The 14,039-nt window shown below is 69.9% G+C and carries 12 protein-coding genes; 5 read left to right on the forward strand and 7 right to left on the reverse strand.

Annotated features, from left to right (window positions below; translation table 11 throughout):
• Positions 1-21: 21 nt before the first annotated feature.
• Positions 22-495, reverse strand: coding sequence for a type II 3-dehydroquinate dehydratase (aroQ, locus tag SY2F82_RS36010; RefSeq protein ID WP_200423308.1), 474 nt, complete (start codon positions 493-495; stop codon positions 22-24).
• Between the two features lie 290 nt (positions 496-785).
• Between aroQ and SY2F82_RS36015 the strand changes: the two genes are divergently transcribed.
• Complete coding sequence (locus SY2F82_RS36015; RefSeq protein ID WP_236041991.1) at positions 786-2,063, forward strand: MFS transporter; 1,278 nt, start codon at positions 786-788, stop codon at positions 2,061-2,063.
• A gap of 39 nt (positions 2,064-2,102) precedes the next feature.
• Here the strand turns inward: SY2F82_RS36015 and SY2F82_RS36020 are convergent, their stop codons facing one another.
• From SY2F82_RS36020 to SY2F82_RS36045, 6 genes are all read right to left on the reverse strand, one after another.
• Positions 2,103-3,203, reverse strand: a complete 1,101-nt coding sequence (locus SY2F82_RS36020; protein ID WP_200423310.1) for a calcium:proton antiporter — start codon at positions 3,201-3,203, stop codon at positions 2,103-2,105.
• Positions 3,204-3,421: 218 nt separating this feature from the next.
• On the reverse strand, positions 3,422-4,414 hold the full coding sequence (locus tag SY2F82_RS36025; RefSeq protein WP_200423311.1) for a TerC family protein: 993 nt from the start codon (positions 4,412-4,414) through the stop codon (positions 3,422-3,424).
• A 300-nt stretch (positions 4,415-4,714) separates the two neighbouring features.
• Positions 4,715-6,670: a TerD family protein gene (locus SY2F82_RS36030; RefSeq protein WP_200423312.1), complete on the reverse strand. Its 1,956-nt coding sequence runs from the start codon at positions 6,668-6,670 to the stop codon at positions 4,715-4,717.
• Between the two features lie 45 nt (positions 6,671-6,715).
• Positions 6,716-7,294, reverse strand: a complete 579-nt coding sequence (locus SY2F82_RS36035) for a TerD family protein (protein WP_200423313.1) — start codon at positions 7,292-7,294, stop codon at positions 6,716-6,718.
• A 158-nt stretch (positions 7,295-7,452) separates the two neighbouring features.
• Positions 7,453-9,597: an excinuclease ABC subunit UvrB gene (gene uvrB / locus SY2F82_RS36040; RefSeq protein WP_200423314.1), complete on the reverse strand. Its 2,145-nt coding sequence runs from the start codon at positions 9,595-9,597 to the stop codon at positions 7,453-7,455.
• A gap of 40 nt (positions 9,598-9,637) precedes the next feature.
• Positions 9,638-10,507 carry an MHYT domain-containing protein gene (locus tag SY2F82_RS36045; protein WP_200423315.1) on the reverse strand — a complete coding sequence of 290 codons (870 nt, stop codon included), beginning with the start codon at positions 10,505-10,507 and terminating at the stop codon, positions 9,638-9,640.
• A gap of 273 nt (positions 10,508-10,780) precedes the next feature.
• Here SY2F82_RS36045 and SY2F82_RS36050 point away from each other — a divergent pair, with 273 nt between their 5' ends.
• The 4 genes from SY2F82_RS36050 to SY2F82_RS36065 all read left to right on the forward strand — a co-directional run.
• Positions 10,781-11,653 (forward strand): glycerophosphodiester phosphodiesterase family protein, encoded by an 873-nt coding sequence (locus SY2F82_RS36050; RefSeq protein WP_200423316.1) that lies wholly within the window; start codon positions 10,781-10,783, stop codon positions 11,651-11,653.
• 87 nt (positions 11,654-11,740) lie between these two features.
• The gene (locus SY2F82_RS36055; RefSeq protein WP_200423317.1) at positions 11,741-12,295 is read left to right on the forward strand and encodes a methylated-DNA--[protein]-cysteine S-methyltransferase; all 555 of its coding nucleotides are present in this window, start codon (positions 11,741-11,743) and stop codon (positions 12,293-12,295) included.
• Between the two features lie 115 nt (positions 12,296-12,410).
• A complete protein-coding gene (locus SY2F82_RS36060) occupies positions 12,411-13,316 on the forward strand; it encodes a pseudouridine-5'-phosphate glycosidase (protein WP_200423318.1) in 906 nt (301 codons plus the stop codon).
• A partial coding sequence (locus tag SY2F82_RS36065; RefSeq protein ID WP_200423319.1) for a carbohydrate kinase family protein occupies positions 13,313-14,039 on the forward strand: 727 nt, incomplete at its 3' end. The genes SY2F82_RS36060 and SY2F82_RS36065, both read left to right, overlap by 4 nt.

Consider the following 14,039-nt stretch of genomic DNA (forward strand, 5'->3'; position numbering starts at 1 on the left):
CAGGGGCTGCTTCCCCCGAGGTCACGCCTCCGTTCGCCCCGCCCCCACGAGCGTCGCGACCCGCTCCACGGCGAACGCGTACCCCTGCACCCCGCACCCGGCGATGACCCCGTCGGCCCTCAGGGAGACGTAGGAATGGTGCCGGAACTGCTCACGCTGGTGGATGTTGGAGATGTGGACCTCCACCACCGGCAGCCCGTCACAGGTGTTGAGGGCATCGAGGATCGCGACGGAGGTGTGCGAGTAGGCGGCCGGGTTGATCACGATCCCGGCGTGGTTCAGGCGCGCCTCGTGGATCCACTCCACCAGTTCGCCCTCGTGGTTGGACTGCCGGAAGTCCACCGTGCCGCCGTAGGCGGCCGCCGCCTTCACGCACAGCGCCTCGACGTCCGCGAGCGTGTCGGAGCCGTAGATCTCCGGCTGGCGTTGCCCGAGAAGATTCAGATTGGGGCCGTTGAGGATCATGATCGGGGCGTCGGCGAGAGTGCGGGGCACATTTCCTCCGGTCCGTTCCAGGTCTTCCGGTCCTTGGCGGACCGCTGATCAGCCCCCGGTCTATCACGATGCGCCGAGCGCGTGACCCGGCCGGTGCGAGCTGGGCCAGGTGCCGTGCGCGCGGAGCGTCCCGCGTGGCGCATCACCGCACCCAGTGATCGCGCCGTTCGCTCGGGCGCACGCCCGCCCCATCGGTCGCGGCACCGAGCCCCCGTGCGCCCCCGTAGCAGGTGGTTACGCCGGGTAGTTGATCCGGCATGCACGATGCACGCTCGGTAAGGGCTCCTTCCATGCTCCGGCTCGCGGCCACCTCGCTCGCCGGAACCGCCGTCGAGTTCTACGACTTCTTCGTCTACGGGACCGCGGCCGCCCTGGTCCTTGGCCCCCTGTTCTTCCCGACGTTCTCCCCGGTGGCGGGCACACTGGCGGCGTTCGGAACCTTCGGGGTCGGCTTCGTGGCGCGACCGCTCGGGTCGGTGCTGTTCGGGCACATCGGGGACCGGCGCGGGAGACGGCCGGTTCTCATCGCCTCCCTGGTGCTGACCGGCACGGCGACGGTGGCGGTCGGCTGTCTTCCGACGTACGAGTCGATCGGCACGGCCGCTCCCGTGCTCCTTCTGGTGCTGCGCTTTCTGCAAGGCCTGGGGCTCGGCGGGGAGTGGGGCGGTGCCGTGCTGCTGACCGTGGAACACGCGCCCGCCGGGCGGCGCGTGTTGTGGTCCAGCTTTCCGCAGATCGGCCCGTCGCTGGGTTTCCTGCTGGCCAATGGCGTGATGCTGGGACTGTCGGCGACGTTGTCGGACGCGCAGTTCGCCTCCTGGGGGTGGCGGATTCCCTTCTGGGCGGCTGGGGTGCTCGCGACGGCAGGTCTGTGGCTGCGCAGCGCGCTCGCCGAGAGCCCTCTGTTCCTGGACATCGACGACCACGCGCGCGTGCCGCTCGTCGAGGTCGTGCGCCGCCACTGGCGGCTCGTCCTGCTGACGGCCGGCGCACTCGCGATCGGGTACGCGGTCTTCTACACCACGACGACGTGGTCCCTGGCGTACGCCACGGAGCGGCTCGGCGTGAGCCGCACGGTCATGCTGGCCTGTGTCATGGCCACCGTCGCGGTGCAGGGGATCCTGACCCCGCTGTTCGCCCTCGTGGGTGACCGCTACGGGCGGCGTCCCCTGTGTCTGACGGGCTGTGCCTGCACCGCGCTGTGGATGTTCCCCATGGTGGCGTTGCTCGCCACGGGCGAGCCCCTGCTGATGTTCGTGGGGTTCCTGGGGGCGGGGCTCGCCCTCATCACGATGTTCGCCGTGATCGCCGCGTATCTGCCGGAGCTGTTCGAGCCCCGGGTGCGCTGCACGGGTGCGGCCGTGGGTTACAACCTGGGCGGCGTGCTCGGCGGCGCCCTCACCCCGATCGTGGCCACCACACTGGCCGAGCGCGGGGGCCGGGTGCCCTGGGGTGTCGGCGCCTACCTGACGGCGGTGGCCCTGCTCAGCCTCGGGTGCTTCGCACTGCTGCCGGAGACCCGTCCGGTGCAGATGCAGGCCCCGGTGTCGGAGCCGACTCCCGGATGAGGCGCTGGGGCCCGGCGATCGTCGCCTGTTGTTCCCCGGCTACGGATTGACCGCCAGTTCCAGGTACGCCGCGAACACCACCAGATGAACACCGCCCTGAAGCGGCGTGGCTCTCCCGGGGACCACCGTCAGAGAGCTCACGACCACGGTCAGCGCCAGCAGCACCATGTGCACCGGGCCGAGACCGAGGACGAGCGGCCCGGGGAGCCATACGCTCGCCAGGGCGACTGCGGGGATGGTCAGGCCGATGCTGGCCAGTGCAGACCCGAGACCCAGGTTGAGGCTGGTCTGCACCCGGTCGCGGCGCGCCGACCGCAGCGCGGCGATGGTCTCGGGCAGCAGCACGAGCAGCGCGATGACGACCCCGACGACGGCCTGCGGCATCCCGGCCGCCGCCACCCCGGATTCGATGGCGGGAGACACTCCCTTGGCGAGCCCGACGACCCCGACGAGGGCGAGGCCGAGCAGGCCCAGGCTGAGGGCGGCGGTCCGCGCGGACGGCGCTTCAGCGTGGTCGTCCGCGTGGATCACCTCTCCCTGCCGGGTGATGGGGAGGAAGTAGTCGCGGTGGCGCACGGTCTGGGTCGCCACGAACAGGCCGTACAACACCAGTGAGGAGAGCGCGGCGAAGGTGAGCTGGGCCGAGGAGAACTCCGGGCCGGGCTTGCTGGTGGTGAACGTCGGCAGGACCAGGCTGAGGGTGGCGAGTGTCGCCACGGTGGCCAGGGCCGCGCCGGTGCCCTCGGGGTTGAAGACCGCGATTCCGTGGCGCAGTGAGGCGACGAGCAGGCACAGTCCGACGACGCCGTTGCAGGTGATCATCACGGCCGCGAAGACGGTGTCCCGGGCCAGGCTCGCGCTCTTGGGTCCGCCGTCCGCCATAAGGGCGACGATGAGCCCCACCTCGATGATCGTGACGGCGACGGCGAGAACGAGCGAGCCGAACGGCTCACCGACCCGGTGCGCGACCACTTCGGCATGGTGGACCGCGGCCAGCACGGACGCGGCGAGCACGAACGTGATCACCGCGACGACCGCGCCGGGCACGGCGCGGCCCCAGGTGAGGGCCAGCAGGACCACGGCGGCCACCGGCACGACGGCCGTCCACCGCGCCGCGAGCGACCGAAGCCCCACGATCATGCGGCGATCGTCGCAGACACGCCCGGAGCCCGCATTCCGGCTCCTGCCCACCGTATGGTCCCGATGGCGGCCGGGGTCTGTATGAACGTCACCGAGTCGGTCATGGCACCTCCAGGGTGCGTCCCCACGCCGGGAACGCTCCTCACCTCGCACGGTCTGGCGGAGGGGTGTCCGGCAAGGTGCCGGGCACCCCTGTCAGCCGTATCGGCCGGGACGCGTCAGGCCTCGATGCTGTCCTCGGCAGCGCTCTGTGTGGCCTTGTGCGTCGCGTCAGCCGCCGCCTCCTGTTTCCGGGAGGCCATCAGGCTGGTGATCGTCGTGACGATCAGGACGGCACAGATCACGCCGAGGGAGACCGGGATGGAGATCTCGGGGACGTGTATCCCGGACTCGTGGAGCGCGTGCAGCACCAGCTTGACGCCGATGAAGCCCAGGATGATCGACAGGCCGTAGGACAGGTGGACCAGCTTCCTGAGCAGGCCGCCGATGAGGAAGTACAGCTGCCTCAGACCCATCAGCGCGAACGCGTTGGCCGTGAAGACGATGTACGGGTCCTGCGTCAGGCCGAAGATCGCCGGGATGGAGTCGAGGGCGAACAGCACGTCGGTGGTGCCGATCGCGAGCATCACGACCAGCATCGGCGTCATGACCCGCTTGCCGTTCTGCCGTATCCACAGCTTGGTGCCGTGGTAACGGTCGGCCACACCGAAGCGGCGCTCGGCGGCCTTCAGCAGCTTGTTCTCCTCGTACTCCTCGTCCTCCTCATCGGCCCTCGCCTCCTGTATCAGCTTCCAGGCGGTCCAGATCAGGAACGCGCCGAACAGGTAGAACACCCAGGAGAAGGACGCGATGATCGCGGCGCCCGCGGCGATGAAGACCGCCCGCAGGACCAGGGCTATGAGCACCCCGACGAGGAGCACGCGCTGCTGGTACTGCGACGGCACCGCGAACTTCGCCATGATCAGGACGAAGACGAAGAGGTTGTCGACGCTCAGCGACTTCTCGGTGATGAAGCCGGCGAAGAACTCCCCGGCGGGCTGGCCGCCGCCGAAGACGAGCAGGCCCATCCCGAACAGGCCGGCGAGGGCGATCCAGACGACCGTCCAGATCCCGGCTTCCTTGATCGATACGTCGTGCGGCTTGCGGCCGATGAAGAAGTCGATCGTGATCAGGGCGGCAAGGCCCACGATGGTCAGGACCCACAGGGTCATCGAAACATCCACTGCGCCTCCGGCAGTACGTACGTCACGGCAAATGTCGGCGTCGTCGCCACCGGAGGTCTCTTCCACCCACCGTCGCAGGCGCGTGATACGCCCGGTGCCGTGGGCCGACGCCCCGGGATCTGGCCTGATCCGTACTGACGGGCGCGCCGCAGCAGATAGGGAGTACTCCCCTCCGTTGCCAAGCAACAGTACCCGAATCACCAAGGAAAGGTAAAGAGATTGGCAAAAGAAAGGTCAAAGCACCTGGTCAAGTGCCTGCCCGTACACCAGCGGGCAGAGGGGGACGCCTCAGCGGTTCCAGGAGCGACGGGATTCGGCGACCTGGGTGAGCACTCGGTCGAGCACCTGGCTGCCCTTCGGAAGCCGCGGTGGCTCGTAGGTCCAGGCGTGGCCGACCCAGGGGTCTGCGAGATGGTCGTCGGGCACCGGGGTGAGCCGCAGCAGTGAACGCCAGAGCGGGTCGAGCAGCGGCCCGTAGGCGGCCGCGTCCTCCCGGTCGGCGACCATCATCAGATGGACACCGACGTCCGGGCCTTCGTCCGCGAGGTAGCGCAGCTGGTTCACGGCCCGGTCGTCGAAGCCGTGGGGGAAGTCGTTGACGATCAGCAGTTGCTGGGCCGTGTCGAGGCCCGGCGGCAGGGAGTCGGACGCGCCGCCCCGCACCGCCATCTGCAGCAGGTCGACGCGCTGGGTGAGCCGGGTCAGCACGTCGGCCACCCCCGAGGCACCGCCGGCGGGCGCAGTGGCGAGCACCCCGGAGTGCACGAGGGGCGCGAGCGCGGAAGCGCCCGAGCCCGCCGGGTCGATGATGTGCACCGCGAACGCGCCGGGCGGGTACACGGCAAGCAGCCGGGCCGCCTGCGAGACCGCCACATCCATGGCGAGGCGGCGCAGCTCGTCCGGGTCCACGAGCGGGTCCGGGAATCCGGAACGGCCGCTGTCGATCCACAGACCGCGCTGCAGTGGCAGCCTGACCAGCATGGGAATGCGGAGGCTCTCGCTCTCGGGCAACTGCAGGTCGCCGAGGCGCACGGCCATGGGGAGGTCCCTCGGTACCCGGTAACCCTGCCAGACGGGGCTGTCCCAGCGTGCGAACGCCTCAGGCAGCGCCGGTTCGACGACATCGGACTCGGCGATGAGCTGGGTGAGGTCACGGTCGAGCGCGGCTCTCGCCTGGTTGACGAGGTGGGTGTGCTTGGCCTGGGCCGCGTCGCGTGCGGCATCGCCCTGCCCGCCGAGGCGGGCGCGAGGGTCGGCCAAGGCCTTGTCCAGCTCCTGCTCAAGGCGCGAGTCGGCGAAGTCGACCGCGCTGCGGTACGCGGCCACCGTACGCGCCAGGTCCTCGAACATGCCCCACACCTGGTTGTACAGGCGCTCCTCCATGGACCAGCCGGTCGCGTCGCCCGCGACCGGCTGCGCGGGCTGACCGGCCGGTGCGGAAGGCGGGGGCGGGGGCGTGGCTTGGCGACCCGGGTGGCGGTAGTCGACCGGCCCGCTGAGAGCGGGCTGTGCGACAGGGATCGGGGCGTCGGTGACGTCGTACGGGGATCCCTGCTGCGGTACGCCGGGAGGTCCCTGGTGCTGCGCCGGCGCCACGGTGCCGGGTGGTCCCTGGGGAGGCGCGGGGGCGGTCGCCTGCCGGGTGCGGTCGCCCTTGGGCAAGCGCGGCGGAGGCGGGGCCACCGAACGGGCAAGGCCCTGCACCACCGCTTCGTTGATGCCGTCCGCGAGCTGCCGGGCTTCGGCCAGGCCCTGGTCCATGAAGAGCGCGGCGAGCCCGCCCGCGTACCCCTGGCCGACCGCACGCACCTTCCAGCCACCCTGCCTGCGGTAGATCTCCAGTGCGATGACGGCGGACTCGGAGTCCAGACCGGTGATGCAGTAGGTGACGACCTGTGAGCCGTCGAGGCCGGTGACCGCCAGGGAGGGGGCGGCGACGGCGCCGAATCGCGCCGGGCCGCCGATGCCGGTCGGCAGCGCCAGCAGCACCGTGACGCGATGCACGCGCTCCGGGAGGGCGTCCAGGTCGAAGGCGAGACGGTGGGCGGCTGCCGCCTGCCTGGAGACCTCCAGACCCGGCAGGATGGGCTTGCCCGGATGGGCGACCCACTCGGGGCCGGGCACTCTGCCCTGCTCGTCGCTGAGCGTGGCCCCGGCCACGATCGGCGTGCCGGCCGACACCCGGACCTCAAGTCGGACCTGGGGAAGCGGATGGTTCTGTCCCCGGACCAGCTCGGCCGTCATCGCCTCGTCCCCCTGCGTCGCTTCTTGTGCCGGGCGTCCGGCCGCCTACAGGTGCGGCAGGATCGCCGGCATCAGGTCCTGGAAGGTGCGGCCGTTGGCCGGGGTACCGAGAGCCGTCATCGTCCAGCTCCCGCCCGCACGGTGCACCTTCGCCATGATCTGCGCGGTGTAGGCGCCGCCGCCCGCGAGTGTGTAGCGGGCCAGTTCCTGGCCGTTGGTCTCGTCGACGAGGCGGCAGAACGCGTTCTGCACCTCCTGGAACGTCTGGCCCGTGAACGAGTTCACGGTGAAGACGATCTGGTCGATGTGGACCGGGACGCGCTGGAGGTCGACGAGGATCGCCTCGTCGTCGCCGCCCTGGCCCACACCGCCGACGAGATTGTCACCGGTGTGCCGGACGGAACCGTCGTCGCTCACGAGGTGGCGGAAGAAGACCACGTCCACGGGCTGCTTGTCCGCGAACAGGACCGCTGACGCGTCCAGGTCGATCTCCCGGGTGCGCGAACCGAACAGCCCGCGTCGGGGAGCGGCCTGCCAGCCGAGCCCCATGCGCACCGCGGTCAGCGTGCCTCCGTCGTTCTTCTGAAGACTGATGGCCTGACCCTTGGTCAAGTTGACGGTCACGCGCTGTTCCCCTCTCGAGCGTCCCCTGTTGGCCGCGGACTCCGCGGATGTCAAAACCCTACGCAGCGGCACTGACAGTGCCGAACCCCGGCTCGCGCTTTGTGTCGGTCTTGCAACACACCAGGCGCGTGCCGGGGTCCGGCACCGTGGTGGGGACGTCAGGCCAGCCCCGCCTCCCTCATCTGGCGCAGTTCCTTCTTCATTTCGGAGACTTCGTCGCGCAGCCGGGCCGCGATCTCGAACCGCAGGTCCGCGGCGGCGGCGCGCATCCGTTCGGTCAGCTCCTCGATCTGCTCGGCGAGTTCGGCGGCCGGGCGGTCGGTCGGGACCGTCTCCTTGGCCTTCGTCTTGCCCTTGGCCGGCTTGGCCTCCTTGACCGCGTGGTTGGCGAGTGCGGGCACCGGGCTCTTGGCGCCCTTGCCGTCCTTCGCCTTGCGGTAGCCCGTACCCAGCAGCTGTTCCGTGTCGACGTCCTCGCGGGCGATCTGCGCCACGATGTCGTTGATCTTCTTGCGGAGGGGCTGCGGATCGATGCCGTTCGCCGTGTTGTACGCGACCTGCTTCTCCCGGCGGCGGTTGGTCTCATCGATGGCCTTCTCCATCGCCGGGGTGATCTTGTCGGCGTACATGTGGACCTGGCCGGAGACGTTGCGCGCCGCGCGGCCGATGGTCTGGATGAGCGAGGTGCCCGAGCGCAGGAAGCCCTCCTTGTCGGCGTCGAGGATCGCCACCAGGGAGACCTCCGGAAGGTCGAGTCCCTCCCTGAGGAGGTTGATGCCGACCAGGACGTCGAACTCGCCCGACCGCAGCTCTCGCAGCAGCTCGACACGGCGCAGGGTGTCGACGTCGCTGTGCAGGTAGCGCACCTGGATCCCGAGCTCCAGGAAGTAGTCGGTGAGGTCCTCGGCCATCTTCTTGGTGAGCGTGGTGACCAGGACGCGCTCGTCCTTCTCGGTGCGCTTGCGGATCTCGTGCACCAGGTCGTCGATCTGGCCCTCGGTGGGCTTGACCACCACCTCGGGATCGACGAGGCCGGTGGGGCGGATGATCTGCTCGACGACGCCGTCCGAGCGGGAGAGCTCGTACGGTCCCGGGGTCGCCGACAGGTACACGGTCTGGCCGATGCGCTCCTGGAACTCCTCCCACTTCAGCGGGCGGTTGTCCAGTGCGGAGGGCAGCCGGAAACCGTGCTCGACGAGGGTGCGCTTGCGGGAGGCGTCACCCTCGTACATGGCACCGATCTGCGGCACGGTGACGTGCGACTCGTCGATGACGAGCAGGAAGTCCTCCGGGAAGTAGTCCAGCAGCGTGTTCGGCGCGGAGCCGGGCTCGCGGTCGTCGAAGTGCATCGAGTAGTTCTCCACGCCGGAGCAGGTGCCGATCTGGCGGAGCATCTCGATGTCGTACGTCGTGCGCATCCGCAGCCGCTGGGCCTCGAGGAGCTTGCCCTGCTTCTCCAGCTCGGCGAGGCGCTCCTCCAACTCCTTCTCGATGCCCCTGATGGCCCGCTCCATGCGCTCGGGGCCGGCGATGTAGTGGGAGGCCGGGAAGACGTACAGCTGCTCGTCGTCGCTGATGACCTCGCCGGTCAGCGGGTGGAGGGTGGACAGGGCCTCGATCTCGTCGCCGAACATCTCGATCCGGACGGCCAGCTCCTCGTAGACCGGGAAGATCTCGATGGTGTCGCCGCGCACCCGGAAGGTGCCGCGCGTGAACGCCATGTCGTTGCGCGTGTACTGGATGTCGACGAAGCGGCGCAGCAGCTCGTCGCGGTCCATCTCGTCGCCGACTCTGAGGCTGACCATCCGGTCCACGTACTCCTGAGGAGTACCGAGGCCGTAGATGCAGGAGACGGAGGCGACCACGACCACGTCACGACGGGTGAGCAGCGAGTTGGTGGCGGAGTGGCGCAGGCGCTCCACCTCCTCATTGATCGAGGAGTCCTTCTCGATGTACGTGTCCGACTGAGGGACGTATGCCTCGGGCTGGTAGTAGTCGTAGTACGAGACGAAGTACTCGACCGCGTTGTTCGGCAACAGCTCGCGGAACTCGTTGGCCAGCTGGGCGGCCAGCGTCTTGTTCGGCGCCATCACCAAGGTGGGACGCTGAAGCCTCTCGATCATCCACGCGGTGGTCGCGGACTTGCCGGTGCCGGTCGCGCCCAGCAGGACGACATCCTTCTCACCTCCGCGGATGCGCTTTTCCAGCTCGGCGATGGCCGTGGGCTGGTCACCGTTGGGCTGGTAGGGGCTGACGACCTCGAAGGGCGCCACCGTGCGTTCGATCTGTGAAACGGGCCGCATGGAATCCACCGTACGACCCCGCACTGACAACGGGGGCCGGTCACAAGTTCTGAGGGGTGCGGGAGCTCCGGTGTCCGGCGCGCGGACCGGAGCGGGACAGCGGACGGCGTCCCAGGCCTGTGGGGGCCAGCTCGGGGTGAGCCGGTACGCCGGGCTTGCGCTCGACGATCCATCCGGGCTTGCCCATGACCATCAACGGGTCGAAGAGCACGACCACGCCGGCCAGGACCAGGAAGACGATCGGGCCGATCATCATGGGGGCGAGCAGGGTCGCGGGCGAGTCGCCGCCCGGGCTTCCGGCGGCGCCGTGCAGGTGGACGCTGACGGCGGCCATGCCGGTGTAGTGCATGCCGCTGACGGCGAGTCCCATGACGAGGCTCGCGCCGATGCTCCAGAGGAATCCGCGGATCTGTCCGGCGGCCCACAGAGCGGCGGTCGCGGCGACGACCGCTATGACGACGGAGGCGGCGACGGTGAGGGTGTTGTACTCGAGCACGCCGTGCAGGCGCATCCCGGCCATGCCCAGATAGTGCATCGAGGCGATGCCCAGACCGGTGATGGTGCCGCCGGTGAAAAGCGCCACTCCGGTCGCGCCCCGGTAGCCCACGATGAAGACGCCGATGCCCACCATGACGATGGCGACGCCGAGGCTCGCGAAGGTGATCGCCCTGTCGTAGTGGACGGGGGACTCCTTGACGGTGAAACCCATCATGGCGACGAAGTGCATGGTCCATATGCCGGACCCGATGGCAGCCGATCCCAGGGCGAGCCAGCCGGCCCGCCAGGACTGGGCGACCAGCATCGATCTGGTGGTGCAGCGCAGACCGAGCGCGCCGCCGAGGCTGGCCATGAGGTACGCCACCACCGGTGTGACGAGTCCGTAGCTGAAGCCGTCGACGGTGCCCTGCATGCGCGGCTGCCCTTCCCACCCTGATGGTCTGCTCCGGAAAATACCCCCATCCCCAGGCCGTGACGACGGTCAGGGCTGAGGCAGAGAGTATGACCCTCACCGGGACGGTCGAACGATTTTCCGGCAAAGAATCACGGCGCTTCCGCACTTGTGCGGCGCCTGTGACCAGTGTCGGGCAATCCCGGTCCACTTGCGTCCTTGCTGCGGCCGAGCCACCGGGCGCCGTGCTGCCATTCTGGTGCTTCCGTGACCAGCCGGACACTTGGAGTGAGCATGTACGTGCGTCTTGCCGCCGCCACGATCATGGCCCTCTTCGGGCTCGGCGTCGCCATACTGCCCACCCCGCACGCCCGCGCCTCGGGCGATCGGAGCCCGGTCGTCATCGCCCACCGCGGCGCTTCGGCGTACGCGCCGGAGAACACGCTGGCCGCCGTCGACAAGGCGGCCGCCATGGGCTTCACGTGGGTCGAGAACGACGTGCAGCGCACCAAGGACGGCCGGCTCGTCGTCATTCACGACGCGACGCTGGAGCGCACGACCGACGTCAAGCAGCTGTACCCCGGACGGTCGCCCTGGCGGGTGAAGGACTTCACCGCCGAGGAGATCGCACGCCTGGACGCGGGAAGCTGGTTCGGCCCCCGGTACACCGGCGCGCGCGTGCCGACGCTGCGGCAGTACATGGAGCGTGTGTCCCAGCATCACCAGAACCTGCTCCTGGAGATCAAGAACCCGGAACTGTATCCGGGGCTCGATCGGCAGATCCTCAAGCTGCTCGGCAACGAGGGCTGGCTCGACGCGGACCACCTCAGGAACCGGCTGATCGTCCAGAGCTTCAGCGCGAACAGCGTGCGGATGGTCCACGACCTGCGCCCAGGGATCACAACCGCTTACCTGGGCACGCCGCCCACGACGGAGCTGCCCCTGTACGCGCGGTTCGCCGACCAGATCAACTCGTCGCAGACCAAGCTGTCCGCCCGCTACGTCTCCGCGGTCCACGCCCTCAAAGGACCGCACGACCGGCCGATGAAGGTGTTCGCCTGGAACGTCGACACCGCGGAGGCGGCCCGACGGGTCTCCGGCTTCGGCGTGGACGGCATCATCACGAACGCACCCGATGTGGTGCAGGCCGTGATCGGCGCTCACTGAACCGGCGGCGCGCTGTGCCCGCGCGGCGCACCGCGCCGCCCTGTCCGCGCCCGGGCCGTTGTCGGTGCCGCGCCGTACGGTGGGCGCATGGACAGTCATGGGCAGGACGAGCAACAACTGGTGTGGACCGTCGTCCCCACCGACATCGGCCCTCTGCTGCTGGCCGCCACACGCGAGGGCCTGGTGAACGTGGTGTTCCACGCCTCGGACGCCGTGCGCGACAAGGCCCTGGAGCGGCTCGCGTCCCGGCTCGGGACCGAGCCCGTGGAGAACCCCCGCTCACCGCTGCTGGCAGAGGCGATACGCCAGGTGACGGCGTACTTCGCCGGCAGGCTGCACGACTTCGCGCTGCCCCTGGACTGGTCCCTGATCACCGGCTTCAACCGCCAGGTCCTGCGCGAGCTGGCTTCCGGCGTGCCGTACGGCACGGTGGTGGGGTACGGCGACCTGGCCGGCCGGGTCGGTCAGCCGGGCGCCGCCCAGGCCGTGGGTGTGGCGATGGGATCGAATCCGCTGCCGGTGGTGGTGCCGTGCCACCGCGTGGTCGAGAGCGGCGGTGGCATCGGTGGGTTCGGAGGGGGTCTGGAGACCAAACGGAAGCTGCTGGCCCTCGAAGGGGTCCTGCCGGAACCGCTGTTCTGAGCCGGTCCGCGCCCGTGATGCGCCCAGGTGATGTCGCCTCCGGACCTCGTAAGGGTTTGGCCGGGTGCGCCGCCCGCCAGAGATGAGAGAAGACCCGGAGACAGGAGGCAGGCGCGTGCTGGTGGTGTCCGAAGAGGTGCGGGAGGCGCTCGCCGCCCGTCGGCCGGTGGTGGCTCTGGAGTCGACGATCATCGCGCACGGGCTGCCGCGCCCGCGCAATCTCCAGGTCGCGCTGGAATTGGAGGACGTGGTCCGGCAGGAGGGCGCCGTACCGGCGACGATCGCGGTGCTGGACGGGCGGCCCCATGTCGGCCTCGGCAAGGACCAGGTGGAACGGGTCGCGAACGAGGACGGGATCCGCAAACTGGGCCATCGTGATCTGCCCCTCGCGGTGGCCGCGGGCGTCAGCGGGGCGACGACGGTGTCCGCGACGGCGCTGCTGGCCTCCCTCGCGGGTGTACGGGTGTTCGCCACGGGTGGGCTGGGTGGGGTCCACCGGGAGTGGACGGTGACCCAGGACGAGTCCGCCGACCTGGGCCTGCTGGCGCGGACCAGGATCACCGTGGTCTGCGCGGGCGTGAAGTCGATCCTGGACGTGCCCGCCACGCTTCAGCGCCTGGAGACGCTGGGTGTGGCGGTCGCCGGATATCGCACGGACCGCTTCCCGGGCTTCTACCTGTCCGACTCCGGCCATCCGGTCGACTGGACGCTTCAGACGCCCGGGCAGGTCGCGGAGGTCATGCGGGCGCAGGACACGCTCGGCGCCCCCCAGTCGGCGCTCATCGTCGCCAATCCGGTACCGGAGGCGGAGCAGCTCGATCCGGAGGTTCACGCGCGCGTGCTCGCCGACGCGCTGACCGCGTGCGGCACGGAAGGGGTCACCGGTCAGGCGGTCACACCGTTCCTGCTGGACTATCTGGTGCGGCACACCGACGGTGCGTCGCTCAGCGCCAATCTGGCGGCCGTGCGCGGGAACGTGCGGCTCGCGGCACGCATCGCGGCGGCCTGGGCGGGGGCGTGAGCGGGGCGCTGCTGGTCGTCGGGGACATCGTCACGGATGTCGTCGCGCGGCACCTCGGCCCTCTCGCGCCGGGTACGGACACGGCCGCGGTCATCCGCACGCTGCCCGGTGGCGCAGGTGCGAACGTGGCCTGCTGGGCGGCTCGGTGGGGCTGTCCGGATGTGCGGCTGCTCGGACGCGTCGGGGCCGATTCCGCTGCCTGGCACGAGCGGGAGCTGACGGAGTCGGGCGTACAGCCACATCTGGTCGTCGACCCCGAGGCCCCTACGGGAACGGTGATCTGCCTGGTGGACACGGGCGCCTCGGCGGAGCGGACGTTCCTCACGGACAGCGGGGCTTCGCTGCGGCTCGACCCCGGTGACTGGTCGCACGAGCTGCTCGACGGTGTCGCACGGCTGCACCTGTCGGGCTACCTGCTGTTCTCCGAGCCCAGCCGGGCGCTGGCGATAGTGGCCCTCGAAGCGGCACGCGCGCGTGGAGTGCCGGTGAGCCTCGATCCGGCGTCGGCGGGGTTCCTCACCGGGCTGGGCGTGGACCGGTTCCTGACGTTCGCCGAAGGCGTCGATGTACTGCTGCCCAGCCGGGACGAGGCGTGCCTGCTGACCGGACTGCCCGACCCGGCGGACGCGGCGGCCAAGCTGAGCCGCCATGTGCCGCTGGTGGTCACCAAGCAGGGTGCGCGCGGAGCACTGGTGGCCGCGTCCGGGGCGATCGCCGCGCGGA

Origin of the sequence: Streptomyces sp. Y2F8-2, from assembly GCF_014905555.1 — a bacterium.
GTDB classification, from domain to species: Bacteria; Actinomycetota; Actinomycetes; order Streptomycetales; family Streptomycetaceae; genus Streptomyces; species Streptomyces cynarae.

What these genes read in the sequence shown, in the direction of transcription:
- SY2F82_RS36025 (WP_200423311.1), bottom strand. Translation starts at nt 4,414, where the DNA reads ATGACCCTGTGGGTCCTGACCATCGTGGGCCTTGCCGCCCTGATCACG.
- SY2F82_RS36030 (WP_200423312.1), bottom strand. Translation starts at nt 6,670, where the DNA reads ATGACGGCCGAGCTGGTCCGGGGACAGAACCATCCGCTTCCCCAGGTC.
- SY2F82_RS36015 (WP_236041991.1), top strand. Translation starts at nt 786, where the DNA reads ATGCTCCGGCTCGCGGCCACCTCGCTCGCCGGAACCGCCGTCGAGTTC.
- SY2F82_RS36055 (WP_200423317.1), top strand. Translation starts at nt 11,741, where the DNA reads ATGGACAGTCATGGGCAGGACGAGCAACAACTGGTGTGGACCGTCGTC.
- SY2F82_RS36045 (WP_200423315.1), bottom strand. Translation starts at nt 10,507, where the DNA reads ATGCAGGGCACCGTCGACGGCTTCAGCTACGGACTCGTCACACCGGTG.
- SY2F82_RS36050 (WP_200423316.1), top strand. Translation starts at nt 10,781, where the DNA reads ATGTACGTGCGTCTTGCCGCCGCCACGATCATGGCCCTCTTCGGGCTC.
- SY2F82_RS36020 (WP_200423310.1), bottom strand. Translation starts at nt 3,203, where the DNA reads ATGATCGTGGGGCTTCGGTCGCTCGCGGCGCGGTGGACGGCCGTCGTG.
- uvrB (WP_200423314.1), bottom strand. Translation starts at nt 9,597, where the DNA reads ATGCGGCCCGTTTCACAGATCGAACGCACGGTGGCGCCCTTCGAGGTC.